The sequence below is a fragment of the Blautia sp. OF09-25XD genome (assembly GCF_003482095.1).
Classification (GTDB): domain Bacteria; phylum Bacillota; class Clostridia; order Lachnospirales; family Lachnospiraceae; genus Fusicatenibacter; species Fusicatenibacter saccharivorans.
Map to the genome: position 1 here is coordinate 31,037 of NZ_QUMG01000018.1, position 25,443 is coordinate 56,479.

The following is a 25,443-nucleotide window of genomic DNA, read 5'->3' on the forward strand; positions in this document are numbered from 1 at the left end:
TATGAGAGCATTGGGAATTATTCTTGCAGGCGGTAACAACAACAAAATGAGAGAGCTGTCCAATAAAAGAGCCGTTGCAGCTATGCCGGTCGCAGGCAGCTTCCGCAGCATCGATTTTGCGCTGTCAAGCATGGCAAACTCTCATATTCAGAAGGTGGCTGTCCTGACACAGTACAACGCCAGATCTTTAAATGAACATTTAAGCTCTTCCAAATGGTGGGATTTCGGAAGAAAACATGGCGGTCTGTTTGTATTTTCTCCAACCGTTACATCAGATAACAGCTGGTGGTATCGTGGAACGGCAGACGCGATCAGTCAGAACCTGACATGGCTGAAAAACAGCCATGAACCGTACGTAGTCATCGCATCGGGAGATGGCGTATACAAACTGGATTTCAATAAGGTACTGGAATACCATATTGCAAAACGTGCGGATGTTACCGTGGTATGCACGGATTCCAAGGAAGCAGATACCAGCCGCTTCGGCGTCCTGAAGATGAATGAGGACTGCCGCATCGAGGAGTTCGAGGAAAAACCGATGGTTTCGAGCTCCAACGTGATCTCTACCGGTATCTATGTCATCCGCCGTCGCCAGCTGATCGAAATGATTGAGCGCAGCGCACAGGAAGACCGCTACGACTTTGTAAAGGATATTTTAATCCGTTACAAAAACCTGAAACGGATTTACGGATACAAGATCAATACCTACTGGAGCAACATTGCTACCGTAGATTCCTATTACAGAACCAACATGGATTTCCTGAAACCGGAGGTAAGAGATTACTTCTTCGGACAGTATCCGGGCATCTACTCCAAGATCGACGATCTTCCGCCGGCAAAATACAATCCTGGCTGCACAGTGAAAAATTCTCTTGTATCCAGCGGCTGTATCATCAACGGACAGGTTGAGAACTCTGTTTTGTTCAAGAAGGTATATGTTGGAAACAACTGTGTGATTAAAAATTCTATCATCTTAAATGATGTATATCTCGGAGACAACACTCACATTGAAAACTGTATTGTGGAGAGCAGGGACACCATCCGTGCAAACTCCTATCACTGTGGGGAGGACGGCATCAAAATTGTTGTCGAAAAAAACGAAAGATACGCCATCTGATTATGGGGTGAAAGGGGCATAAAAGTTTATGAACATTACAGACGTGAGAGTACGCAAGGTAACAAAAGAAGGAAAAATGAAGGCGGTTGTGTCTATCACAATCGATGACGAATTTGTCGTACATGATATTAAGGTAATCGAAGGAGAAAAAGGACTGTTCATCGCAATGCCGAGCCGTAAGGCTACGGACGGGGAGTACCGCGATATCGCACATCCGATCAACTCCGGAACCAGAGAAAAAATTCAGACCATTATCCTGAAACAGTACGAACAGGCGATGGCAGAAGCGGAAGCAGAGGAAGCTGCTGCAGAGGCCTGAGCAAAAAGGAAGAAAGAATGCCCCCGGGCGGAAAACGGAAGTGGTTACGTTTTCTGCCCGGGGGCGTTTTTGTCAGTAAAAATAAAGATGACGATATACAAAAGTATATCGCCATCTTTTTATGAGGGGGGAGATAGTGAGTGGTTTATCAACTATCCGAGCTTTATTATAAAAGGAATATGTGAGCAAAGTGTGTCCAAATTCTAAAAGAAATGGAAAAAATATAAAGAAAAGAGGAAAAATTGTGGGAAGAGGTATGGACAGAAGAGAGAAGAGAGCGTAAAGTGAGAGAAAAATGTATCTGCGGAGTCTTTTTTGTGCCTGTATTTGCGTGAGCTGAAAAATTCCGGGAGTACATCATAAAAAGAGGAGGAAACAGGATGAAACAGAAAAGAATCAGTGATTACGGATATCGGATCGGACATCATGAAAATGGACCGCGAAACAAAATTACGGATGTGCCCGGTGTGCGGGTAGGCCATGCGACGGTGGAAAGTGGAAATCAGCATACCGGAGTGACGGTGATTGTGCCGGGAGAAGGCAATCCGTTTCTGAAAAAGTACCTGGCGTCTGCTACGTGCATAACGGTTTCGGGAAAACGTGCGGTCTTGTGCAGGTACAGGAGCTCGGAACTCTTGAAACGCCCATTGCCCTGACCAATACACTGAATGTCGGAAAAGTGGCGGATGCATGATTTCATGGATGATACAGCAGACCCGAAAAGAAGGGGAAGATGTTTTTTCCATCAATCCGGTTGTCGGAGAATGTAATGATTCGAGAATCAATGAGATTTGTAACCGGGTAGTGGGGGAAAAAGAGCTGTATCATGCACTGGAGCAGGCGGATACAGACTTTGCGGAAGGTGATATCGGTGCCGGAACAGGAACTATCTGCTATGGGCTGAAAGGGGGAATCGGATCAGCATCCCGCACGCTGGTGCTTGACGGAAAAACATATACCATTGGTGTTCTGGTACAGTCAAATTTCGGGGCAACCAGAGATTTGAAAATCAGTGGAAAACCGACAGGAGAGAAGATTCTGGAGCGGATCCGGAAGGAAGAATGCGGAAGCAGCGCCGAAGACCGGGGATCAATTATGACGGTTCTGGCAACAGACCTTCCGGTATCAGAGCGGCAGCTGTACCGGATTATCCGCCGCTGTGGAGTTGGAATCGCCAGAACAGGAGCCTACACCGGCCACGGAAGCGGTGAAATCATGATCGGATTTACAACAGCAAACCGCGTAGACACAAAGAGTACATGTGAGGTGGAAGTGTGTGCCCGGATAAAAGAAGAAAAAATCAACGAGGCATTTGAAGCAGCGGCAGAGGCTGTGGAGGAAGCGATCCTGAACTCTATGGTAACCGCAAAGGAAAAAAGAGGCCTGGACGGAGCCAGATACCGCAGCCTTGCAGAATTTCTGGAAATACCGGGATTTCTGAAATAAATTATTGTTCCAGAACCATACGCCCCAGCTCGGAAATTTCACATCCGCCTTTTGTCCGGTGCACGATGAGATAACCGGCGGAAGAAAGCTCTCCGAGTACGGTGCGCAGAGCCGCTTCGGATACAAAGGTTTCTCCGTCGGCCAGTCCGTTTTTGATTGCCAGGCGGCCTGCTTTCGGATGCGTCGATACGAAAGAAAGAACCTGATATTGAAGGGCGGTGAGGGAAACGTCAGCCATCTGGCGGGAGCGGAGGTACGTTGGCAGATCGGAAAGCTGCAGCTTATGGCTGCTGTACCGGGTAAACAGGCTGCAGGACAGATTGTACAGCTCATGAATATTTCCGGGGTACGCATATTCCTTCAGAAAGCGCAGAAGCCCTTCCGAAAAGATCCGGTCGCAGGTCATATCGGTGTTGTGGAAAAACTGAAGCAGAAAGTAATTGAGAAGATCGGGAATATCCTCCCTGCGTCTGCGGAGCGGGACTGTCTGAAGCTCTGAAGCACTTAAAAGGTGAAAAAGTTCCCGCAGGAAGGTTCCTTTTTCTACTTTTTTGTAAAGGTTATCATCCGCAATAGCAATGATCCGCACATCGAAACGGCGGGTTTCCGGTGCGGAAAAGAAGTTACCATGAACATTGGTAAGAACATTGACCAGCAGATCCTGAATGGAAAGCGGAAAACGGTCCACCTGGGAAAGAACGAGTGTGCCATGGTTGGTTTCGGCAAGAAGCCGGAGCAGGGAGGCTTCGGTCAGATCATTTCCCGGAGAATGAAGAACGGAAAACGGATAATGATGGCGGCGCGAAAAATTGTGGATCGCACGTGCGAGTGTCCTGCGCTGTGTACCGCTTTCTCCCTGGATCAGAATCGGAAAATCAAAAAGTGCAAGATGTCTGGCCTGCGCCATCAGATTCTGGACGGAATCTGCGTGGGACAGGGAAAGGGAAAAGGTACGGGAGGAAGCGAAAAAAGTGCTTTCTTCCGTTTTTTCGTCTTTCGGTACCGACATTTCCGTGGATCTGCTCTCGGGAAGAAACGCAAGAAAAACAGGCTCTGTATCCGGAAAAACCATAGAGAGAACGCTTAACGTGATCTGTGTTTTCTGATCCGAAAGGAGAATGGTCCAGTCACCGTTGCGGTCGAAAGCAGTGTCCGCGTAGGCAGGCGGAAGACATTCCGAAAAAGGCTGTCCTTCAAAGTTGGAGGAGGGAAGCGAGAAGGCATGTGCAAATTTAGCGTTCATGAACTGAATGCGGCCATCCGCACCAAACAGACAGATGCCAATGGGAAGAGAGAACAGGATAACCTGCATGAGCTGTTCGGTCTGTACATAATTTGTATAGTAGGTTTCTGAGGTTTTGACGGTGTGAAGAATCTGATTGACATAATTGCGCGATACACGGTTTACGGTCTGCAGAGGAATGTTGAAATATTCGCAGAGCTGTAAAATAGTGGAAATATCGATGATACGGTTGCCGATATCCAGTACATTGGGAATGCGGGAAGGAACGAGCTGCGGCTCGCCGGCGGTGATGGCAAACTGAATGTCAGACTCGGTATCCTTGCATCCGGGATAAAACGGAACAAAGTCATATTGTGTGATGCCGCATTCCTCAAACTGGGAAATGATAGCGAGCGTGGAATATTTATCATCGTTTACCAGATAGACACGTTCGTGCGGCGGAATCTGAATGATTTTATCCAGGAACATATGGTTGAAAACGCGGTCGCAGGGGAGCTGCAAAATGGAGGAGTCAAGGGTAAGCGGAAAGGTTTCCATGGCGCGGGCGGTTGGAAAAAGGACGCACTGGTATCCCCGGAAGAGAGAGGGGTCTGTGGCCTGCTCTCTCAAAAGGGTATTGAAGGTGAGATATTCACCGAGCACGGAGTGAAGATAAGACTGAAATTCGGAAAGCATTCGTTTCCGGGAAGAAATGATCAATACGTTGCCAAGCTTTTGTTTTCTGTTCATAAAGGGACCTCTTTTCCTGCTAAAAAGTGGTAATGGGTTAAAAATTAGGATAATTATATCATTTTTGACGAAAATAAACAACCTAAATGCAAAAAGACAAAAAAGAAAAGAAAAAATCAAGAAGAATGCTTTGACATAGTGACGCATTACATCTATAATACCGATTAAGCAAAGGGGCTGTAAAAAAAGGTAAGGCATCTTTGCTCTTTTTTATATCATGGTTCTGTTATCTGTGAAAAGAAAGAACAAAGAAAACAGCAACACTTGCAGAAAAGGAGGAGACAACAATGAAAAAAAGACATGTAATGCGTGCTCTGGTTGCAGCAGCAACGGCACTGGCACTGACAGCATGTGGATCGACAGGTTCTTCTGACACAAGTAAGAGCACATCAACAGCATCCGCTGCATCGACCTCATCCGGTTCAGAAGCAGGTACGGAGAATACCATCACGATTCCGGCAGGCGAGTCGGTATCCCAGGATTCTGATGTTACGGCAATGGTAGCTGTAGACTTTACCACCATGGATCCGATGGATACTTCCGATACACTTTCCGGTGGTGTACAGCGAATGATGATGGACGGTCTGTTTGGATTTGATGAGAATATGCAGATCATTCCGATGCTGGCAACCAGCTACGAAGCAAATGACGAAGCAACCGAGTATACGATTCATCTTCGTGAGGGCGTAAGCTTTACCGATGGAACTCCGTGGAATGCAGATGCCCTGATTGCAAACGTAAACAAATGGGCAGATAAGAGCCTTGGACTGAAACGTACTACATTCCTCTGCAATGTTCTGGATCATGCAGAGAAGGTAGATGATTATACCGTTAAAATTTATTTAACACAGTCATTCGGTGCTTTCATCAGCAACCTGGCACATCCGGCTACGCTGATCATGAGCCCGAAACAGATTGAAGCAGGAGAAGATGCCTGTGCACAGGCACCGGTAGGAACCGGCCAGTACAAATTTGTTGAATGGGTTGCCGGTGACCATATGAAAGTAGAGCTGAACAAAGACTGGTGGGGATATGACGCAGACGTCTGCGGCGGAACTGCTCTGGCAGATGCAGATGCAGGATTTAAGAGCATCACATTCAAACCGGTTGCAGAAAGTGCTACCCGTGTATCTGCAATTCAGGCAGGTGACGCACAGATTATGTGGTCTGTACCGACAGAAAGTGTTGACACCTTAAAAGGTGACAGCAACGTATCCGTTGGAATGGGCGACAGCATCGCCGTATGGTACTTCTTCATGAATACACAGAAAGCACCGTTCAACGATGTGAAGGTTCGTGAGGCAATGGCTTATGCAATCAACAAAGAGGCATATATCCAGGTCGTTATGAACGGTTACGGTTCTGTGGCAACTTCTATGGTAGGAGAAGAAGTACAGCACTACAAAGGAAATGATCCGTATTCCTACGATCCGGAAAAAGCAAAAGAGCTGTTAAAGGAAGCAGGATATCCGGATGGATTTACCACAACACTGATGTACAGCAACACGACAGCAAATCAGAAAAAAGCAGAGTTCTACAAACAGCAGCTTTCTGAGGTTGGTATTGATCTGGAATTGAACGGAATGGAAAATGCCGTTCTGAATGAAAAGGTTCAGGGAGCTGACTGCGCAGGAGCAGATGCCGAGGTTGACTGCTACTTAAGCGGATGGTCTACTTCCACCGGTGATGCTGACTGGGGACTTCGCCCGATGCTGGCAACCGAGTCTGAGCCGCCGATGAGCTTCAATATCAGCTACTATGAGAATGAAAAAGTAGATCAGCTTCTCAAAGACGGTCTTGCAACTGCAGATGAAGACAAACGTGGTGAGATCTATGGAGAAGTACAGGATATCGTATGGAAGGATCTCCCGCTGCTCTGCATCGCAAGCGATAAAAACATCTGGGCAACCAGCAACAACATTACCGGAGTATATCTGTTAGGCGATGGAAGCATCGGCATGAGAAATGCCAGAATGGCAGCCGAATAACGGCAGACTGAAACAAGGATATGAAAAAGACCCCGGCGTCCTTCCATCAAAAGAGGGCGCCGGTTTCTTACAAACAGGAAAGCAGGCAGTGATCCGTGGGATTGTACCTGTAGGATAAGCATGAAAGTAGGAGATACAATATGCCAAAATATATACTGAAGCGTATTGTGGGTACGATCCCCACACTGATTATTGTTGTTACATTTGTATTTTTCTTTGTCCGCCTGATTCCGGGAGATCCGGCGAGACTCGTTGCAGGAGAGCAGGCAACACAGGATGACGTAGAGGCAGTAAGAGAAGAGCTTGGCCTGAATAAATCCATTCCGGCACAGTATGTTACCTACGTGACAGGACTTTTAAAAGGAAATCTCGGAACCTCCCTTCGCACAAAGCAGCCGGTTACAAAGGAGGTTGCGGGAAGATTCGGAAATACCGTCCGTCTGGCATTTGTCACATTGCTGTGGAGCTCGGTTGTTGGTGTGCTCTTTGGTGTGTGGTCCGGAACACACCGGGGAAAATGGCAGGATTATACCGGAATGACGATTGCGGTCTCGGGTATTTCACTCCCCTCGTTCTGGATCGGCTTTCTGCTGATTATGCTGTTTGCGGTAAAACTGCGAATTCTGCCGACAACAAGCGGAACAAGCCTGAAAAGTCTGATTATGCCGTCGATCACGCTCGGCGTCGGAATTGCAGCCGTGATCGCACGATTTACAAGATCCTCCATTATTGAGGTTTTAAAAGAAGATTACGTCAGAACAGCAAGAGCAAAAGGAATCAAAGAAAAGGTTGTGATCTGGAAGCATGTTTTCCGCAACTCCATGATCTCCGTCGTGACGGTTGTGGGTCTGCAGTTCGGCTTTCTGCTGGGAGGTTCTGTTGTCACAGAAACGGTATTTGCCTATCCTGGCCTTGGCTCCCTTCTGATTGAATCGGTCAATTACAGAGATTATCCGGCAATCCAGTCCCTGATTCTGATCTTTTCGCTGCAGTTTATCGTCATCAACCTGATTGTCGATATCCTCTATGCGGTTCTGAATCCGGAAATTAAACTTCAGTAGGAGATGAGTGGAATGAAAGAAAAGAAAAAAGTACAGACCGAGAACCAGGAGAGAATTAAAACTCCGTTTTCTGAGATGGTTCGAAAATTTAAAAAACAGAAAAATGCAGTAGTTGCGCTTTGTTTTATCATTTTTCTCATTTTCCTTGCGTTTTTCGGAAGCAAAATTGTGCCGTACGGAATCAATGAGTATGATTATAATGCGATTCTGCAGGGACCAAGTATGAAGCACCTGTTTGGAACGGATGAGTTTGGACGGGATCTGTTTTCCCGTATCGTCTGTGGAACCCGGATTTCACTTGCAGTCGGATTCGGCGCTGTTACGGTCGGTGCAGTCTGTGGTACCATTCTCGGACTTCTGGCCGGATATTACGGCGGATGGATTGATTCTATTATTATGAGAATCTGCGATGTCCTGTTTGCTTTTCCGGGACTGATTCTTGCAATCGCCATCGTGGCAATCCTCGGAAGCGGCATGACAAACGTTGTGATTGCGGTCGCTGTCTTTTCTACACCGACCTTTGCGCGGCTTGTCCGAAGCAAAACGCTGAGCCTGAAAAATTCCGTCTTTGTCCTGGCGGCACGGAACATCGGTGTTTCCGATGCAAGAATTCTGTTTCACCATATTCTGCCGGGAGCCATTCCGGACATCATTGTACAGTATTCCATGTCATTTGGATCTTCCATTCTGACAGCATCAAGCCTTTCCTTCCTGGGAATGGGCGCACAGCCGCCGACACCGGAATGGGGACTGCTTCTTTCCAACGGAAGAAACTATATGGCAAGTGCAATGTATGTGACGATTTTCCCGGGTCTTGCGATTTTCCTTACCGTACTGAGCTTTAACCTGTTAGGCGACGGACTTCGCGATGCACTCGATCCGAAACTTTCCGATTGATAAGGAGGAGCAGAAGTGGCTACTGATAACGTACTTGAGATAAAAAATTTACATACGTATTTCTATACCGATGGCGGCGTGATCAAAGCAGTAGACGGTGTCGATGTGGAGCTTCGACGCGGCGCAACGCTTGGCATCGTAGGTGAGTCGGGAAGTGGAAAGAGCGTGACATCCCTCTCTGTGATGGGATTACTGACCGGAACGAAAGGAAAAATTGCTGATGGCGAAATCCTGCTGGATGGCGATGACATTGTAAAGCTGACGAAGGAACAGCAGAGAAAGCTGCGCGGAAGCAAAATTTCCATGATTTTCCAGGAACCGATGACCAGTCTGAATCCGGTCATGAAGATTGGAGACCAGGTGCAGAATGTGTTCTGCAGCACGAAAAAATATCAAAAAAAGAGGCACTGAAAAAGGCGGAAGATATGCTCCGGAAAACCGGTGTTCCGCGTGTGGAACATATGATGAAGGAGTATCCGTTCCAGCTTTCCGGCGGCCAGAGACAGAGGGTCATGATTGCCATGGCACTTGTATGCAAGCCGGAAATCCTGATTGCGGATGAGCCGACGACTGCACTGGATGTAACGATTCAGGCACAGATACTGGATCTGATGAATCAGCTGAAAAAAGAGACAGGTACATCCATCCTGTTTATTACACATGATCTTGGTGTTGTCGCAGAGGTCTGCGATGATGTTGCCGTTATGTACTGCGGCCGCGTGGTAGAGCGCGGAGATGTAAAAACAATTTTCGCCAATCCGTCCCACCCGTATACGAAGGGACTGCTGGGATCGATTCCGAGACTGGGAGACGCCGGAAAAGAACTGAAGTCGATTCCGGGTAACGTTCCAAACCCGAAATATATGCCGAAAGGCTGCAAATTTGAGCCGCGATGTCCATACGCTTCGGAAAAATGCCGCGAGGAAGAACCGGGATTTTTCCAGATCGAAGAAGGCCATATCAGCAGATGCTGGCTCTGCGAAAGCGGACAGCTCAAAACAGATCACGTAGAGAAGGCAGGTGACTAGGATGTCAGATACATTACTTAGAGTAGAGGATTTGAAAATTTATTATCCGGTTGCCGGAAGCGGATTTGGGAAAAAGGAATTCGTCAAAGCGGTAGACGGAGTTACCTTTGAGGTGAAAAAAGGCGAGGTATTCGGAATTGTAGGCGAGTCCGGCTGCGGAAAATCCACACTGGGAAGAGGCGTCTGCAAACTGGAAAATCTGACATCGGGCCATGTGTATCTGGATGGCGAAGATATTACAGAGTACAATGACCGGAGAATGCGTTCCATCCGGAAAAAAGTACAGATGGTTTTTCAGGACCCGTATGCGTCCCTGAATCCACGAATGTCCGTTTTTGATATCATTGCAGAGCCGCTGCTGGTGCATCATCTGTATCAGGATAAAGCGGATCTGGAAAAGAAAGTGCTGGATCTTTTGCACCGGGTAGGACTGGATGACTACCATGCAAACCGTTATCCACATGAATTTTCCGGCGGTCAGCGTCAGAGAATCGGAATTGCCCGTGCACTTGCGGTAGAACCGTCTCTGATCATCGCAGACGAACCGGTTTCGGCACTGGATGTGTCTATTCAGGCGCAGGTTCTGAATCTTTTAAATGAACTGAAGCATGACCTGGATCTGACCTATATTTTTGTTGCACATGACCTGAGCGTTGTGGAATACATCAGTGACCGTGTCGGTGTTATGTATCTCGGCAATTTCGTGGAGGTCGGAGAAAAAGAGAAAATTTACAGCAATCCGATGCATCCGTATACGCAGGCACTGCTTTCCGCAGTTCCGGTTCCGGATCCGACGGCAAAAAGAGAAAGAATTCTGCTTGAGGGAAGCATCCCATCCGCCCACAAGCCGCCGACAGGCTGCAAATTCCATACCAGATGTCCAAAATGCATGGAATGCTGCAAAACACAGGCGCCGGAGCGATATGAAGTGGATGACGGACATTACGTATATTGTCATCTTTATGATAAAGAAAGAAGGGAACAGCAGAAATGAAGCTTTTTATCAGTGCAGATATCGAGGGCTGTGCCGGAGTGGCACTGACCGATGAAACACATAAGAAGGAAAGCGTATACCAGAGATTTGCAGAGGAGATGACCGAAGAGGTCGTTGCGGCATGCGAAGCAGCACATGAAGCGGGCGCGGATGAGATTGTCGTAAAGGACGGTCACGGAGATGCATCCAACATTGACCCGCTGAAAATGCCGGAGTATGTCACCCTGATCCGGGGAAAGAGTGGTCATCCGTATAATATGATGTATGGTATCGACGACAGCTATGACGGCGTACTGTATCTTGGATACCATGCACCGGCAGGAGATCCCAATTTTTCGATCAGCCACACATCGACAGGAAACAGCCTGTATATTCATCTGAATGGAAAAGTGATGAGTGAGTGCATGCTGAACAGCTATACAGCAGCATCACATCACGTACCGGTGCTGTTCCTTTCCGGAGATGAAGAGATCTGCCGTCAGGCCAAAGAACTGATTCCGGGCATTACGACAGTGGAAACGAAGCATGGTGTCGGTGCGGCAACGTGGTGCAAAGCGAAAGGAAAAGTGATCTCCGAAATCCGGGAAGGGGTAAAAAAGGCAGTTGCCGGACAGAAAAAAGAGTGCCAAGTGGCCCTTCCTGAGCACTTTACGTATGAGGTAACCTATAAAGACTGGAAAAAAGCGTACACGATGTCGTTTTATCCGGGAATGCAGAAGGTAGATACCTTTACAAATAAGCTGGAGACAGACCGCTGGATGGATATTGTCACAGCACATTGCTTTGTTGTATATTAAGAATATAAATCTGACAGAAACCCAAAGAAAAGAGGATAAAACAATGGATATAGAAATGTTTGGTAAGCTTTCCGATGCATTTGGACCAAGTGGATTCGAGGAGGATGTCATCCGTACCATAGCAGATTACTGCAAAGAATTTGATGTAGAAAATGACGCAATGAATAACCTGTATGTGCGGATGCCGGGAACAAAGCAGGATTCCCGTCCGGTCATCCAGCTGGATGCCCATCTGGACGCATGCGGTTTCATGGTACAGAATATCCAGGACAACGGATGCCTTGGCATTATCATGCTTGGCGGCTTTCATCTGACCAGCCTTCCGGCACATGCGGTATGGATCCGCACCAGATCCGGAAAGATGGTACATGGTATTATCTGTGCGAAACCGGTTCATTTCATGACAACAGCAGAACGCAACAGCCAGACTCTGGAAATTGAAAAAATGTATGTGGATGTCGGAGCAACAAGCCGCGAGGAGGTTGAAAACGTTTTCGGAATCCATATCGGTGATCCGATGATGCCGGATGTAACCTTTGAATACGATGCAGAGCATGAAATCTGCTTCGGAAAAGCATTTGACAACCGTGCCGGCTGCGCGTGCATCGTAGATACGATGAAACAGCTGGAAAAGGAGCAGGCTTCTCTTGCAGTTAATGTTGTCGGTGCCTTTGCGGCGCAGGAGGAGGTCGGAACTCGCGGTGCTGTGGTAACGAGCCAGATTGTAAAACCGGATCTTGCCATTGTATTTGAAGGATCTCCTTCCGATGACTTTTTCATCAGCGCAGGACAGGCACAGGGCTGCATGAAGAAGGGTGTTCAGATTCGTATCCTGGACAACAGCTATATTTCCAATACGCAGTTTATTTCACTGGCCGAGGAAGTGGCAGCAAAATGCGGAATCAAATACCAGGAGAGCGTAAGAAGAGGCGGAAGTACAAACGCAGCAAAAATCAGCGTGACAGGAAAAGCAGTTCCGTGTCTGGTGCTTGGTGTTCCATCCCGCTATGCGCACAGCCATTACAATTTCTGCGCAAAAGAAGACCTGGAGGCAGCAAGCGCAATGGCAGCCAATGTCATTCGTGCTTTAGATGAGGAAAAGATCCGTCATATCTGCCATCAGGATGTACTGTAAAATATTCGATAACGAAAGAAAAAGCATGCCGGAAGCGGGTTCACAGGAAAGGTGAAGCCGTTTTCGGCATATCTGGTAAAAAAGGAGAGTTTACAAGTGAGAAAACCGATCATTGGAATCTTGGGAAATACGTATAAAACACAGCCGGGACTTTTTTCAAGTGCGGAGAGAATGTATGTCAACAGCGATTATATCGAATCAGTTCTGAATAACGGCGGAATTCCTATGGCAATTCCGGCAGTTACCATGAAAGCGGATCCAGAAGGCATACTTGCTGTGTGCGACGGAATTCTGGTTCCCGGCGGAGAGGACTTAAATCCGTGGTATTATGGGGAAGAGCCAAAACCGCAGATCCAGACCATCCGCCCGGAGATCGACGAGGCATGGTTTGCACTTGGACGGGCAGCAAAAGAGATGGGAATGCCTATGCTTGGCATCTGCAAAGGAATTCAGTTTTTAAATGTCCTGTGCGGCGGTGATCTGTACCAGGATATCTATACACAGAAGGAAACTACAATTCTGCATCTGCAGTCCCTGGAGCGGTCGTATCTGCATCACCATGTAGAAATTAAAGAGGGAACCCATCTGGCAGAAATCCTTGGGGCGGGAACCCATGCGGTAAACTCCATGCATCATCAGGCAGTGCGTACGCCGGGAGAGGACATCGTGGTTTCAGCAACGGCGCCGGATGGAACCATCGAGCGATAGAAAGCCGCAACGGACAGATTGTGGCCGTACAGTGGCATCCGGAAGGGCTGATCCACTCAGCGCCGGAGATGAACCGCCTTTTTGCGGATCTGGTAGAAAGAAGCAGCAGATACAGAGAGAAAAAGTAACGATTTGGAACCATGTAAAAGGAAAGAAAAACCGGGATGGGACTTTTGAACCGTTACGAAAAAATAAGAATGGATAAAGATGCGATTCTAAAAGCAGAGAGCAGGAATCGTTCGGGAGGCAAAAAAAGAATGAACAGAACAATAAGAGTATCGGCGGCGGGTGATATTCTGATTATGAAACGGCTTCTGCCGGGATATCAGGATGTTTTGCCGATTCGCGAATTTCTGATGCAGGGAGAGGTTCGGATGGCGAATCTGGAAACAACGATATCGGACGGCAGCTGTTACGCATCGGCGTATTCCGGCGGAACATGGCTGACTGCAGATGCGAAGTGTCTGGAAGATACCCTGCGTTACGGTTTTAATTTTCTTGGGATTTCGAATAATCATACGATGGATTATCCTACGAAGGACTTGCATCTACGATCAGCGAACTGAAAAAAAAGGATGTGGCATATGCCGGAGCAGGCAAAAATCTTTACGAAGCATCGCGTCCTGCTATTCTGGACACAACAGCGGGACAGATTGCGGTGATTGATATCTGTTCTACCTTTGAAAATGCAGCCAGGGCGGGAAGCCAGACGGAACGGCAGCCTGGCAGGCCGGGCTTAAATCCGCTGCGCTTTTCGGAAAAATATACCATTACGGAGAAACATGCGCAGGATCTTGCAAAGATTGCAGAGGTGACCGGAATCAACGGACTGCGGGATCTGCACCGGCAGGAGGGATTTATCGCTCCGCTTCCCGAGGGTATCATGGAATTTGGCGGGAAAATGTTTGAAATCAGCAAGGACGGAACAGAGGGAAGAAGCTCCAGCCCGAATCCGATCGATGTGAAACGCACCGTCGATGCAATCCGGGAAGCGAAGATGACATGTGAGGCAGTCCTGGTTATGGTACATTCCCATGAAATCCGTAAGGACAATGACGAGGAAGCGGATTATTTTCTGGAGGAATTTGCACACGCCTGTATCGATGCGGGCGCCAGCGCGGTGATCGGGGGCGGAACGCATCAGCTGAAGGGAATCGAACTGTATCATGACTGTCCGATTTTCTACTGCCTCGGAAATTTTATTTTTGAAAATCAGTATGTACGCCTTCTGCCTGCGGACTACATGGAAAAATATGGTCTGAATATTCACACGGCAGCATCCATCGGAATCGCCAGGCGGCAGGAGCAGTCCTCACATTCCCTCTACGAAATTCCGGAGGTCTATCGGAGTGTGCTGCCGTATTTCGAGATCTGTCAGGGGAAATGCACACATTTGGAGCTTCTGCCGGTCGAGCTTGGTATGGACAGGGAAAACGCAGAAAAAAAATATTCCGTACGTAGCAGACGAAAAAACAGCAGAAAAAATTGCAGAATATCTCACCCGCGTGAGCAAGAGATATGGAACAGAATGGGAATACAAAGAAGGAAGGATTGTACTTCATGCGTAAAAAATGGGAAATAGAAGAGGAATACCGAAACTTTTGCCGGAACAACAAAGAACTTGCGCTGCAGACGCTGCGGGAGCTGACACTGACCCCGACGGAAACGGGAAAAGAAGATCAGAGAATCGCATATTGCATGGAATGGATGAAACAGCAGGGCATGGAGTCGGTTCATACGGATGAGCTTGGAAATGTAATCTGGGAGTATCGGCCGGAACAGGAAAAGAAGGTTCTGTATACGGCGCATCTGGACACCGTGTTTTCGCTGGAGGAGCCGCTGGAGATCAAAGAAGACGGAATGATCTGGCGTTGTCCCGGCATCACAGACGATACCGTGAATGTTGTGATGCTTCTGATGGCGGCAAAATACGTTCATGAGACAGAGCCGGAGCTTCCATGCGGTCTGATTTTTGCAGCGGATCTTGGAGAAGAAGGGCTTGGCAATCTGTGCGGAGTTCGCGCGCTTGTCGACCATTATGAAAAAAATCTGTGCGGAATGGCAGCCTTTGATCTGTATCGGGATAAAATGTATCCCATCTGCATCGGGTCTGTCCGGTATCGGATTTCGGCAAAAACAAAGGGCGGTCATTCCTTCCTGAATTTCGGAAGAAAAAATGCTATTGCAGAGCTTGCGGGCCTGATCGGAGAGCTTTACCGTTTTCAGACGGATGCAGCATCTCATACAACATACAATGTGGGAAAAATAGAGGGAGGAACCTCTGTTAATACGATTGCGCAGGATGCCTCCATGCTGTTTGAATTCCGTTCGGAGGATTACAGGAGCCTGGAAGCCTGCGAAACATATCTGGAGGAGACCATAGCAGCACGCCAGAGTGAGGAGGTACAGTATTCCTGCAAGCTCGTCGGAAAGCGGCCGTGCGCAAGAGAAACCGATCCTGTCCAGATGGCACGTATGACGCGGTGCGCACAGAAAACGCTGAAGGCAGCCGATGGGGAAGAGGCGGTATGCTCTGAAGCATCCACAGACTGTAATATCCCATTGTCGCGGCATATTCCTGCTATCTGCGTCGGTTTCTGCCGGGGCGGGGGAGCGCATACCAGAGAAGAATGGCTCGATGCCGCCAGCGTAGAAGATGGCATGTGTGCAGCCGTAGCACTCGTATGCCGGCTTCCGTGGATGTGCTGCGAGAGCAGAGTCGTTGTAAGGGACGGGATAGAGGATCGAAAAGAGAAAGAGGAAATCCGGCAGCTGCTGGAGCTGTGCGATCAGGATTTCGTTCCGCCGCTTTCCCACCGCAACAGTACATCCCAGACGAACTGGGCCGAGACAGAAGAAAAGACGGATGGAATTGCAGAATATCTGGAGAATATCTGCAGTCAGCATGTGGTGCTGTGGAAGGAAGAGGGAGTCGTGCGGGCCTTTATGACCTGGAAGGATCACTTTAACTGTGAGAATCTGGAAGCATATCCGGATTCCTGCTATCTGACCACCCTCTGCGTCTGGCCGGATTACCGCGGACAGGGAATTTCGGAGGTAATGTATGCAGAAGCAGAAAAGGATATCGCAGCAAAATTTCCGGGAAGCCGGATTACTCTCCGTACCTGGTCCACGAACGGGGCCCAGGAGCATATCCTGGACAAGCTGGGATATAGTCTTGTCCGGCGGCTGAAGGATGACAGGGGAGAAGGAATTGATACGGTTTATTTTGTGAAAAAGGAAGAAAACGACAGATAACATGGTGCTTGCAAATCGCAGCTGAAGATGTCATAATCGGAAGCATAAGACAGCAAAAGGAGGGCTATAGCTATGCCTTGTACAACCATTTTAGTTGGAAAGAAAGCATCGTATGACGGTTCCACCATGATCGCGCGAAACGACGATTCTGGTGCAGGCCATTATACATCGAAAAAATTTGTAGTGATTCACCCGGAGGAGCAGCCGAGAACCTATAAAACCGAGATTTCTCATCTGACCATTGAGCTTCCGGACAATCCGATGCGGTACACTGCAGTGCCAAACGCAGAAAAAGGCGAGGGTGTCTGGGCGGCAAGCGGCGTGAATGCAGCGCAGGTCGGCATGACTGCGACCGAGACAATCACATCGAATCCGCGTGTGCTGGGTGCTGATCCGCTTGTCGTTTATCAGCCGGCGGAAGACGGAAAAGAAGAGGTTCCGGGCGGAATCGGCGAGGAGGACCTCGTTTATATTGTTCTTCCTTATATTAAAAGCGCCAGAGAAGGTGTCAAAAGACTTGGCAGCCTGCTGGAGCAGTACGGTACATACGAGATGAACGGCATTGCATTTCAGGACCACGATGAGATCTGGTGGCTGGAGACGATCGGCGGCCATCACTGGATGGCAGTGAAAGTGCCGGATGACCATTATGTGGCCATGCCGAACCAGCTTGGCATCGACCATTTTGATCTGGAGGATGCACTCGGCGAACAGAAGGAATATATGTGCTCAGCAGACTTGAAAGAATTTATTGAAACATATCATCTGGATCTTTCTATGGATGGAAATTTTAATCCGCGCGATGCCTTCGGAAGCCACGATGATTCCGATCACGTTTACAATACACCGCGTGCCTGGTTCATGGAGCGCTGTCTGAACCCGCACACGAAAAAATGGGACGGACCGGATGCCGATTACACACCGGTATCCGACGATATTCCGTGGATGATGGTTCCGGAGAAGAAGATCACCGTAGAGGATGTGAAATACGTACTGTCCTCCCACTATCAGGGAACACCGTACGACCCGTATGCCGCATACGGCGATAAATCGTGGAAGGGAGCATATCGCTCCATCGGTGTCAACCGGACCGATTTCCTTTCTGTCATCCAGATGCGCCCGGATCACAAAGGAGACAACGGCATTTTGCAGTGGATTGCATTTGCGTCAAATACATTCAATGTGCTGGTTCCGTTCTACACCGATGTGACGACAACACCGGAGTATCTTTCCAACACAACGGGAGAGGTTTCCACAGATAATTTCTACTGGGCAAGCCGCATGATAGCAGCAATGGCAGATGCGTCCTATAAGTCTTCTATCTTCCACATTGAACGGTATCAGGAAAAGGTGATGGCAAAAGGCCATGCACTGATCCATCAGTACGATGCGCTGCTTGCAGGGGAGACAGACGAAACAAAACAGACACAATTGAGAGAAGAAGCAAACAACAAAATGGCTGAAATGCTGAAAAAAGAGACGGGTGCAACACTGCACAAGGTACTCTTTGAACTCAGCAACCAGATGAAAAACGCGTATTCCAGATCGGATGCGTAAGGCTTTTTAAGGGAAAGAATAAGAGAATGGTTCTGCGCGCAGGAAAAATTGCGCGCAGAATCATTTCCTGTCCGGAACCGCCTCGAACAAACAGGGTGTTACAGTTCGCCGGACACCGGTGAACGATACGATCCTGATAAAAAATCTCAGCGTACTTTGGTGAATTTTGTTGACAACAGGCAGTTCCTGTGCTACAATAAACCAGCGACATGGAAGAAGGTCTTTTTTTTATGCCTGAAATTGCTGAAGTACGAGCAGCAAAAACAGGGCAGAAATGAAGAGACCGCCGCTGATCCGCAAGGATCACAAGCGATAACGCAAATACACAGTGGAGGTGGAAGTCGTGCGCGTAAAAATCACATTGGCATGTACTGAATGCAAACAGCGTAATTACAACATGACAAAAGAGAAAAAGAACCATCCTGAGAGAATGGAGACAAAGAAGTACTGCAGATTCTGCAAAAAGCACACAATGCACAAAGAAACCAAATAATCTTTGGTAAGAGGTGATCCAATGGCAGAAACTGAAAAAAAAGCATCCAAAAAGAGCTGGTTCAAGGGCTTGAAAGCAGAGTTCAGAAAAATCATCTGGGTTGACAACAAAACGCTGGGCAAGCAGACCGTTGCAGTCGTAGCGATCTCTGCAGTAACCTGCGGGTTAATCACCCTGGTTGACAGCGCTGTAATCGAGTTCGTCAATTTATTGATCAAATAAGGATAAAGGTGTCAGAATGTCAGAAGTAAACTGGTATGTAGTCCACACCTATTCGGGCTATGAAAACAAAGTAAAAGCCAATATTGAGAAAACAATTGAGAACCGTCATCTTGAGGATCAGATTTTGGAAGTACGTGTTCCTATGGAAGAAGTTGTTGAAGTCAAGAACGGAACCAAGAAACAGGTACTCCGGAAATTGTTTCCGGGCTACGTTCTGATCAACATGATCATGAACGACGATACCTGGTATGTTGTCCGCAATACCAGAGGTGTTACGGGCTTCGTAGGACCGGGATCCAAGCCGGTACCGCTTACGGATGAGGAAATGGTGAACCTTGGAATCACCGGTGGTGAGGAAAAGGTTGAGCTTGACCTTGAAGTCGGCGATGCAGTCGTTGTAACAGGCGGCGCATGGAAGGATACAACCGGACTGATTCAGAGTATCAACGATACAAAACAGATGGTTACCATCAATGTTGAGCTGTTCGGCCGCGAAACGCCGGTAGAAATAAGTTTCGCAGAAGTCAAGAAGATGTAAGAAATGCCCCAGGGGCGTTTCGTGGGAGGGAAATTCCCGCAATTACCACATTTATTTAGGAGGTGCCGTAAAATGGCAAAGAAAGTTACAGGATATATCAAATTACAGATTCCTGCTGGTAAAGCAACACCAGCACCACCGGTTGGACCTGCACTTGGACAGCACGGAGTAAACATCGTACAGTTTACCAAAGAGTTCAACGCAAGAACAGCAGATAAGGGAGACCTGATCATCCCTGTAGTTATCACTGTATATGCAGACAGAAGTTTCAGCTTCATAACCAAAACTCCTCCGGCAGCAGTTCTGCTTAAGAAAGCCTGCAACCTGAAATCTGGTTCCGGCGTTCCGAACAAAACGAAAGTTGCTACTATCTCTAAGGACAAAGTTCGTGAGATCGCAGAGATGAAGATGCCAGATCTGAATGCAGCAACTGTTGAGGCAGCTATGAGCATGATCGCAGGTACCGCAAGAAGTATGGGTATCGTTGTAGAGGACTAATTTAGAAGAAGAGTTTACATCTTCTCGTATTGACGTGGGAGGGAGATTCCCGCAACTACCACCAGGAGGTTATTAGACAATGAAACATGGTAAGAAATATTTAGAGGCTGCAAAAGCAGTTGATCGTAGCATTCAGTACGATCCGGCAGATGCTATTTCCACAGTTAAGAAATTAGCTACTGCTAAATTTGACGAGACAATCGAAGTTCACATCAAAACTGGTTGTGACGGACGTCACGCAGACCAGCAGATCCGTGGCGCAGTTGTTCTGCCGCACGGAACAGGAAAACAGGTTCGTGTCCTTGTTTTCGCAAAAGGCGCAAAAGCTGATGAGGCTGTTGCAGCAGGTGCAGAGTTCGTTGGAGCAGAGGAGCTGATCCCGAGAATCCAGAACGATGGCTGGTTTGATTACGACGTTGTTGTTGCTACACCGGATATGATGGGTGTTGTTGGTCGTCTGGGCCGTGTACTTGGACCGAAAGGTTTAATGCCAAACCCGAAGGCTGGTACCGTAACTATGGATGTTACCAAAGCCGTTAAAGAGATCAAAGCAGGTAAGATTGAGTATCGTCTTGACAAAACAAACATTATCCACGTGCCAATCGGAAAAGCTTCTTTTACTGAGGAGCAGTTAAGCGACAACTTCCAGACGCTGATCGGTGCAATCAACAAAGCAAAACCGGCTACTCTGAAGGGACAGTACCTGAAGAGCGTTACTCTGGCTCCTACTATGGGACCTGGAGTTAAGGTTAATACTTTGAAGCTTGCATAATAAATGAAATACTGAGAACCCCCGGGGCTGTAATGGCTCCGGGGGTTCTTTGCGTTGAAAAACGGACGCAGGGGAAAGGCGAATTCCGATTCCTTAAGAAAGAGCTTTATTTCAATGGGAAATAATTGAAAAAGATCAAAATAGTGTTAGAACATGAAAATTAAGATCAAGTATTCTGCCCGAAATGTTAGTATAATACTAAGTAGAAAGCAAACGAAAACAGCAGAGCCCGCGTGCGCTTATGGGGCGGCGGGGGATGGAAAGGGAGGTTTTTATGCAGTATTTTGAAAAACAGGGAAATGCGCTGATTTTCCGGCAGGATGGGGAGACGGTCCGAATGGAGCCGTGGCAGAAGGACAGTCTTCGGGTGAGAGGTACGCTTCTTTCGGAGATAGAAGAGGGAAGCATTGCACTGCTTGATCCGGAACCGGTGGAAGCGGAAATTGAGCTGGTGGATGAACGGAAAGCGACGATCAAAAACGGTAAAATCCAGGCGGTTCTCGAGCTTCAGCCGTGGGGACAGAAGCTTCGGATTACGTTCCTGAATCAGAAGGGCGAGGTGCTGCTCTCCGAGATCGCGAACGGCGGAGCACTCTGCCTGCGCGCACACGATTACCGTGCATTGAAGGGCGGCGCTTATCAGCTGAAAGTATCCTTCGATTCCAACCCGGATGAGAAGATTTACGGTATGGGACAGTATCAGCAGGAGCGAATGAACCTGAAGGGATGCAACCTGGAACTGGCGCACCGCAATTCGCAGGCGAGCATTCCGTTTTATGTATCGAGCCTTGGCTACGGCTTCCTGTGGCACAATGCAGCAGTCGGTGAGGTTCATTTCGGAACAAACACAACGGAATGGCTGGCACGCACCACAAAGCAGCTCGACTACTGGGTAACCGCAGGTGATACCCCGGCGGAAATTGAAGAGCACTTTGCAGATGCCATTGGTAAAGTTCCGATGATGCCGGAGTACGGCCTTGGCTTCTGGCAGTGCAAACTGCGCTACTACAATCAGGAGCAGGTACTGAATGTGGCACGCGAGTACAAAAAACGCGGCATTCCGCTGGATGTCTTTGTCATCGACTATTATCACTGGCCAAGATGCGGTGATTATCGTTTTGATGAAGAATATTTCCCGGATCCGAAAGCAATGATCGACGAGCTGCATGAGATGGGCATCGAGACGATGGTTTCCATCTGGCCGCAGATCGACTGGAGAAGCGAGAATTACGAAGAAATGAAACAGCAGGGACTCCTTGTGAAGAGCAACGCAGGTGTTGATGTACAGATGCTGTTCCATGGAAATAATGTCTTCCTGGATGCAACAAATCCGAGAACAAGAAAGTATGTATGGGAGAAAGTAAAGAAAAATTATGCAGATCTCGGCATCCACACCTTCTGGCTGGATGAGGCAGAGCCGGAGTTTTCAACCTATGAGTACGAGTGCTACCGCTACGCCGCAGGCCCGGTGGAAGAGATCGGAAATATTTATCCAAGAGAGTATTCCCGTATGTTCTACGAGGGCCAGAAAGAGAGCGGCCAGGAGGATATTGTCAACCTCGTCCGCTGCGCATGGCTCGGAAGCCAGAAATACGGAGCCCTTGTGTGGTCCGGCGATATTTTCTCAACCTACGAGGATTTCCGCAAACAGATCTGTGCAGGTCTTCATATGGGACTTTGCGGTATTCCGTGGTGGACGACTGATATCGGTGGATTCCACGGCGGTGTGACCGAAGATCCGGACTTTCAGGAGCTGCTTGTGCGCTGGTTCCAGTTTGGCACCTTCTGCCCGGTTATGCGTATTCACGGAAACCGGGGACCAAGAGAAGAGATCATCAACAAGGCTGGCGAAGTGCGTGAGGGAACCGGAGCTGACAACGAGGTATGGAGCTTCGGAGAGAAAAATTATGAAATCCTGACAAAATTCATCGGTGTCCGCGAAAAAATGCGCGATTACACGAGAAGCCTGATGGCAGAAGCACACGAAAAAGGAACACCGGTCATGAGAACGATGTTCTATGAGTTCCCGGAGGATGCAGCGTGCTGGGATATCTCCGATGCTTACATGTTCGGCTCCGACATCCTTGTAGCACCGATTGTCCGGCCAAAAGCAACGAGCCGTACCGTTTATCTGCCGGCCGGTGCGTCCTGGACGCTGGCAAATACCGGTGATGTTTATGAGGGCGGAAAAGCCTATGAAATTGAGGCGCCGATCGAAACACTGCCTGTTTTCCTTCGCAACGGAAAACAGGGATATCTGGTGGGAGAGATCTGATTTAACCGAATCAAGTAAGTCACCTGCTTCGAGTACGAAAAGTAATAAGCAGTGGTTGGGGACTTGCCTGTATCAGGAGGAATGCAAGCTTCTTCTGATAAACTGCGGAGCAGTTATTTGGTTATGGGCAGGCAGTAAATGCGGATTGCAGATAGCTGCATGAAAAAAGAAAAGGAAAAAGGGAAAAGCATTCCGGAAGATCGACAAGATCCAAAGGAATGCTTTTCCGATGTTATAAATCAATCACGGATCCGAAAAACGGATTTTAGCTTTGTTCCGCATACGGGCAGGCGGACAGAAAAACTTACGGAAGCGGATGGCCTGCCGCCAGATACAGCTCATACCATTCTTCCCGCGTCAGCGTAATAGCACATGCCGCGATAATCTCTTTCAGGCGGTTTTCGCTTGCCGTACCTGTGACAAGCTGCATATTTGCCGGGTGGCGCAGAATCCACGCTGCCGCAATCGTGGTATCACTGACGCTGTATTTTTCGGCCAGTGCACGGATTTTCCGGTTCAGTTCCGGGTACTCGTCGCTTCCAAGAAAACATCCTTTCCATGATGGCATCTGGAACGGAGACCATGCCTGCAGGGTAATATCGTGCAGACGGCAGTAATCGAGCAGACTGCCATCGTGGTCAACCGAACCCGGTGTTTCCATGTTCACTTCCATGCCATTTGCAACAAGGTTGGAAACCGGAATGCTGAACTGTACCTGATTGGCAACGAGTGGCTGGCGGACATATTTCTGCAGCAGTGCAATCTGCATCGGCTTGTGGTTGGAAACACCGAAATGGCGGACCTTTCCGCTCTCAAACAGAACATCAAAGGCGGCAGCTACATCTTCTGGTTCTACGAGCGCATCCGGCCGGTGGAGCAGCAAAAGATCGAGGTAATCCGTCTGCAGACGTTTTAAAATACCATCGACAGATTCCAGGATGTGGTCTTTCGACAGATCATAGCAGCCCTGGCGGATGCCGCATTTGGACTGGAGAAAAATATCCTCCCGTTTCAGGGACGGATCGCCGGAAAATGCCTCACCGAACACAGTCTCGCTCATGCCGCCGCCGTAGATATCCGCGTGATCAAAGAAATATGCGCCCTGCTCCAGCGCGGAGTGGATAAAATGATTCATCTCGTCCTTCGATTTTTCGGAAAGCCGCATGCATCCGACTGCAATGGAAGGAACTTTTCGCAGGTGATTGCCTAAAATTGTTTCTTTCATAGTAGAATTTTCTCCTTTGCAATGCTTCTGTATTCGCAGAGGTTTTCGTAAAGCAGGCGTGGAAGGACTCTGGAAGTACAGAAAGAATAGTAATTACGTTGCTTTTAATATATCATTTAAGTGCACTTGAAAGTCAATGGTTTTTGAGGAAAAGAGAATAAAAAAATCGCCGGAATCGATCAGAATTCGACCAGAACACAGAAAATCCGTATTTTGTTAACAAAATCGGAACAAAATCGACAACAAAGTTTACTTGCATTTTCAGAAAAATGATGTAAGATAGGGGTATTCGAAAAAAAGATCCGACAGGATCTGCGAAGTGGTATTGACTCAGATAATGGAGGTTTTGCGATGGATGCAAAAATAATAGCCGGAATCCTGGCCGCAGGAGGCGCAGCCTTAGCTGTGGGCGGCATATATAGCATGAATAAGAAAACAGGTTATTTTAAAAAGGGAAATTCCGTCCGATACGATGTTTCCCGTATTCCGTTTAAAAAAACAAGTCCGTTAAAAGGAAAAACAGTTGTATTTTTGGGATCCTCCGTGACGAAGGGCTTTGCTGCCCACAACAATTCGTTTGCGGAGTACATAGCGAAGAAAGACAGCTGTACCTGCATCAAAGAAGCGGTCAACGGAACCACGCTGATTGATAATGGTGAGGATTCCTACATCGAGCGTATGCGCGACAAGCTTGATCCAAAGCAACAGGTGGATCTTTTTATCTGCCAGCTGTCCACGAACGATGCAACACGCAACAGCCCGCTCGGTGAAATTTCGGAATCCTGCGATCTGGAGAGCTTCGATGTCGAAAGTGTCTGCGGCGCGATTGAGTATATCATTGCATATGCAAAAGAAACGTGGCATTGCCCGGTGATGTTCTATACGAATCCACAGTATGATTCCGAGCCGTACGCGAAGATGGTAGAGGCGCTTCTGAAAATTCAGGAAAAATGGCAGATCGGTGTGATCGATTTCTGGAATGACGAACGAATCAACCGTGTTTCCCCGGAAAAACGAAAACTGTATCTTCAGGATCCGATTCATCCGATGAAGGCCGGCTATGCCGAGTGGCTGGTGCCTGTGATGGAACAGCGGATTGGTGAGTATCTGGAACAGCAGGTATAGGCAAAGAGAAAAATAAAA

At 48.1% G+C, this 25,443-nt stretch carries 20 protein-coding genes and 3 pseudogenes; 21 read left to right on the forward strand and 2 right to left on the reverse strand.

Annotated features, from left to right (window positions below; all coding sequences use genetic code 11):
• The first annotated feature begins 1 nt into the window (after position 1).
• From glgD to DXA93_RS13735, 3 genes and pseudogenes are all read left to right on the forward strand, one after another.
• Positions 2 to 1,117 carry a glucose-1-phosphate adenylyltransferase subunit GlgD gene (gene glgD / locus DXA93_RS13725; RefSeq protein ID WP_022463228.1) on the forward strand — a complete coding sequence of 372 codons (1,116 nt, stop codon included), beginning with the start codon at positions 2 to 4 and terminating at the stop codon, positions 1,115 to 1,117.
• A gap of 28 nt (positions 1,118 to 1,145) precedes the next feature.
• Positions 1,146 to 1,436, forward strand: a complete 291-nt coding sequence (gene spoVG, locus DXA93_RS13730) for a septation regulator SpoVG (protein ID WP_022463229.1) — start codon at positions 1,146 to 1,148, stop codon at positions 1,434 to 1,436.
• Positions 1,437 to 1,816: 380 nt separating this feature from the next.
• Positions 1,817 to 2,882: pseudogene (locus tag DXA93_RS13735) on the forward strand (P1 family peptidase).
• 1 nt (position 2,883) lies between these two features.
• Here DXA93_RS13735 and DXA93_RS13740 read toward each other — a convergent pair.
• Complete coding sequence (locus DXA93_RS13740; protein ID WP_158583304.1) at positions 2,884 to 4,854, reverse strand: sigma 54-interacting transcriptional regulator; 1,971 nt, start codon at positions 4,852 to 4,854, stop codon at positions 2,884 to 2,886.
• Positions 4,855 to 5,141: 287 nt separating this feature from the next.
• On the opposite strand from DXA93_RS13740, the gene DXA93_RS13745 reads away from it, so the two are divergent.
• From DXA93_RS13745 to DXA93_RS13830, 17 genes and pseudogenes are all read left to right on the forward strand, one after another.
• The gene (locus DXA93_RS13745) at positions 5,142 to 6,842 is read left to right on the forward strand and encodes a glutathione ABC transporter substrate-binding protein (protein ID WP_119208578.1); all 1,701 of its coding nucleotides are present in this window, start codon (positions 5,142 to 5,144) and stop codon (positions 6,840 to 6,842) included.
• 140 nt (positions 6,843 to 6,982) lie between these two features.
• Positions 6,983 to 7,903 (forward strand): ABC transporter permease, encoded by a 921-nt coding sequence (locus DXA93_RS13750; RefSeq protein WP_117805053.1) that lies wholly within the window; start codon positions 6,983 to 6,985, stop codon positions 7,901 to 7,903.
• A gap of 12 nt (positions 7,904 to 7,915) precedes the next feature.
• Positions 7,916 to 8,800, forward strand: coding sequence for an ABC transporter permease subunit (locus DXA93_RS13755; protein WP_055265632.1), 885 nt, complete (start codon positions 7,916 to 7,918; stop codon positions 8,798 to 8,800).
• Between the two features lie 15 nt (positions 8,801 to 8,815).
• Positions 8,816 to 9,828: pseudogene (locus tag DXA93_RS20695) on the forward strand (ABC transporter ATP-binding protein).
• Between the two features lies 1 nt (position 9,829).
• Positions 9,830 to 10,822, forward strand: a complete 993-nt coding sequence (locus DXA93_RS13765) for an ABC transporter ATP-binding protein (RefSeq protein WP_055219243.1) — start codon at positions 9,830 to 9,832, stop codon at positions 10,820 to 10,822.
• Complete coding sequence (locus DXA93_RS13770; RefSeq protein WP_055219245.1) at positions 10,819 to 11,619, forward strand: M55 family metallopeptidase; 801 nt, start codon at positions 10,819 to 10,821, stop codon at positions 11,617 to 11,619. Before DXA93_RS13765 ends, DXA93_RS13770 begins: the two co-directional genes overlap by 4 nt.
• A 43-nt stretch (positions 11,620 to 11,662) precedes the next feature.
• Positions 11,663 to 12,754 carry a M42 family metallopeptidase gene (locus DXA93_RS13775; RefSeq protein ID WP_119198469.1) on the forward strand — a complete coding sequence of 364 codons (1,092 nt, stop codon included), beginning with the start codon at positions 11,663 to 11,665 and terminating at the stop codon, positions 12,752 to 12,754.
• 96 nt (positions 12,755 to 12,850) lie between these two features.
• Positions 12,851 to 13,462: a gamma-glutamyl-gamma-aminobutyrate hydrolase family protein gene (locus DXA93_RS13780; RefSeq protein WP_243109229.1), complete on the forward strand. Its 612-nt coding sequence runs from the start codon at positions 12,851 to 12,853 to the stop codon at positions 13,460 to 13,462.
• Positions 13,463 to 13,764: 302 nt separating this feature from the next.
• Positions 13,765 to 15,044 (forward strand): annotated as a pseudogene (locus DXA93_RS13790) (CapA family protein).
• On the forward strand, positions 15,023 to 16,720 hold the full coding sequence (locus tag DXA93_RS13795; protein WP_158554999.1) for a M20/M25/M40 family metallo-hydrolase: 1,698 nt from the start codon (positions 15,023 to 15,025) through the stop codon (positions 16,718 to 16,720). Before DXA93_RS13790 ends, DXA93_RS13795 begins: the two are co-directional and overlap by 22 nt.
• A 72-nt stretch (positions 16,721 to 16,792) precedes the next feature.
• Positions 16,793 to 18,277, forward strand: a complete 1,485-nt coding sequence (locus DXA93_RS13800; protein ID WP_117509913.1) for a C69 family dipeptidase — start codon at positions 16,793 to 16,795, stop codon at positions 18,275 to 18,277.
• Between the two features lie 343 nt (positions 18,278 to 18,620).
• Positions 18,621 to 18,770 carry a 50S ribosomal protein L33 gene (gene rpmG, locus DXA93_RS13805; RefSeq protein WP_055219257.1) on the forward strand — a complete coding sequence of 50 codons (150 nt, stop codon included), beginning with the start codon at positions 18,621 to 18,623 and terminating at the stop codon, positions 18,768 to 18,770.
• Positions 18,771 to 18,791: 21 nt separating this feature from the next.
• Positions 18,792 to 18,992 carry a preprotein translocase subunit SecE gene (secE, locus tag DXA93_RS13810; protein ID WP_022463243.1) on the forward strand — a complete coding sequence of 67 codons (201 nt, stop codon included), beginning with the start codon at positions 18,792 to 18,794 and terminating at the stop codon, positions 18,990 to 18,992.
• 16 nt (positions 18,993 to 19,008) lie between these two features.
• Entirely contained in the window at positions 19,009 to 19,530 is a 522-nt protein-coding gene (nusG, locus tag DXA93_RS13815; RefSeq protein WP_022463244.1) for a transcription termination/antitermination protein NusG, read from the forward strand.
• Between the two features lie 72 nt (positions 19,531 to 19,602).
• Positions 19,603 to 20,028, forward strand: a complete 426-nt coding sequence (gene rplK, locus DXA93_RS13820; protein ID WP_022463245.1) for a 50S ribosomal protein L11 — start codon at positions 19,603 to 19,605, stop codon at positions 20,026 to 20,028.
• Between the two features lie 79 nt (positions 20,029 to 20,107).
• Complete coding sequence (rplA, locus tag DXA93_RS13825) at positions 20,108 to 20,800, forward strand: 50S ribosomal protein L1 (RefSeq protein ID WP_022463246.1); 693 nt, start codon at positions 20,108 to 20,110, stop codon at positions 20,798 to 20,800.
• Between the two features lie 274 nt (positions 20,801 to 21,074).
• On the forward strand, positions 21,075 to 23,075 hold the full coding sequence (locus DXA93_RS13830; protein WP_119208580.1) for a glycoside hydrolase family 31 protein: 2,001 nt from the start codon (positions 21,075 to 21,077) through the stop codon (positions 23,073 to 23,075).
• A 304-nt stretch (positions 23,076 to 23,379) separates the two neighbouring features.
• On the opposite strand, the gene DXA93_RS13835 is transcribed toward DXA93_RS13830, so the two are convergent.
• Positions 23,380 to 24,300 carry an aldo/keto reductase gene (locus DXA93_RS13835; RefSeq protein WP_117805060.1) on the reverse strand — a complete coding sequence of 307 codons (921 nt, stop codon included), beginning with the start codon at positions 24,298 to 24,300 and terminating at the stop codon, positions 23,380 to 23,382.
• A 351-nt stretch (positions 24,301 to 24,651) separates the two neighbouring features.
• Here DXA93_RS13835 and DXA93_RS13840 point away from each other — a divergent pair, with 351 nt between their 5' ends.
• Entirely contained in the window at positions 24,652 to 25,425 is a 774-nt protein-coding gene (locus tag DXA93_RS13840) for an SGNH/GDSL hydrolase family protein (protein ID WP_119208582.1), read from the forward strand.
• The last annotated feature ends 18 nt before the right edge of the window (positions 25,426 to 25,443 follow it).

Bases quoted from the DNA above. Each gene is read 5' to 3' on its own strand.
- glgD (WP_022463228.1), top strand. From the start codon at position 2: ATGAGAGCATTGGGAATTATTCTTGCAGGCGGTAACAACAACAAAATG.
- rplA (WP_022463246.1), top strand. From the start codon at position 20,108: ATGAAACATGGTAAGAAATATTTAGAGGCTGCAAAAGCAGTTGATCGT.
- DXA93_RS13800 (WP_117509913.1), top strand. From the start codon at position 16,793: ATGCCTTGTACAACCATTTTAGTTGGAAAGAAAGCATCGTATGACGGT.
- rplK (WP_022463245.1), top strand. From the start codon at position 19,603: ATGGCAAAGAAAGTTACAGGATATATCAAATTACAGATTCCTGCTGGT.
- DXA93_RS13835 (WP_117805060.1), bottom strand. From the start codon at position 24,300: ATGAAAGAAACAATTTTAGGCAATCACCTGCGAAAAGTTCCTTCCATT.
- DXA93_RS13755 (WP_055265632.1), top strand. From the start codon at position 7,916: ATGAAAGAAAAGAAAAAAGTACAGACCGAGAACCAGGAGAGAATTAAA.
- DXA93_RS13795 (WP_158554999.1), top strand. From the start codon at position 15,023: ATGCGTAAAAAATGGGAAATAGAAGAGGAATACCGAAACTTTTGCCGG.
- spoVG (WP_022463229.1), top strand. From the start codon at position 1,146: ATGAACATTACAGACGTGAGAGTACGCAAGGTAACAAAAGAAGGAAAA.
- nusG (WP_022463244.1), top strand. From the start codon at position 19,009: ATGTCAGAAGTAAACTGGTATGTAGTCCACACCTATTCGGGCTATGAA.
- DXA93_RS13750 (WP_117805053.1), top strand. From the start codon at position 6,983: ATGCCAAAATATATACTGAAGCGTATTGTGGGTACGATCCCCACACTG.
- DXA93_RS13830 (WP_119208580.1), top strand. From the start codon at position 21,075: ATGCAGTATTTTGAAAAACAGGGAAATGCGCTGATTTTCCGGCAGGAT.
- DXA93_RS13775 (WP_119198469.1), top strand. From the start codon at position 11,663: ATGGATATAGAAATGTTTGGTAAGCTTTCCGATGCATTTGGACCAAGT.
- DXA93_RS13765 (WP_055219243.1), top strand. From the start codon at position 9,830: ATGTCAGATACATTACTTAGAGTAGAGGATTTGAAAATTTATTATCCG.
- DXA93_RS13740 (WP_158583304.1), bottom strand. From the start codon at position 4,854: ATGAACAGAAAACAAAAGCTTGGCAACGTATTGATCATTTCTTCCCGG.
- DXA93_RS13770 (WP_055219245.1), top strand. From the start codon at position 10,819: ATGAAGCTTTTTATCAGTGCAGATATCGAGGGCTGTGCCGGAGTGGCA.
- DXA93_RS13840 (WP_119208582.1), top strand. From the start codon at position 24,652: ATGGATGCAAAAATAATAGCCGGAATCCTGGCCGCAGGAGGCGCAGCC.
- secE (WP_022463243.1), top strand. From the start codon at position 18,792: ATGGCAGAAACTGAAAAAAAAGCATCCAAAAAGAGCTGGTTCAAGGGC.
- DXA93_RS13745 (WP_119208578.1), top strand. From the start codon at position 5,142: ATGAAAAAAAGACATGTAATGCGTGCTCTGGTTGCAGCAGCAACGGCA.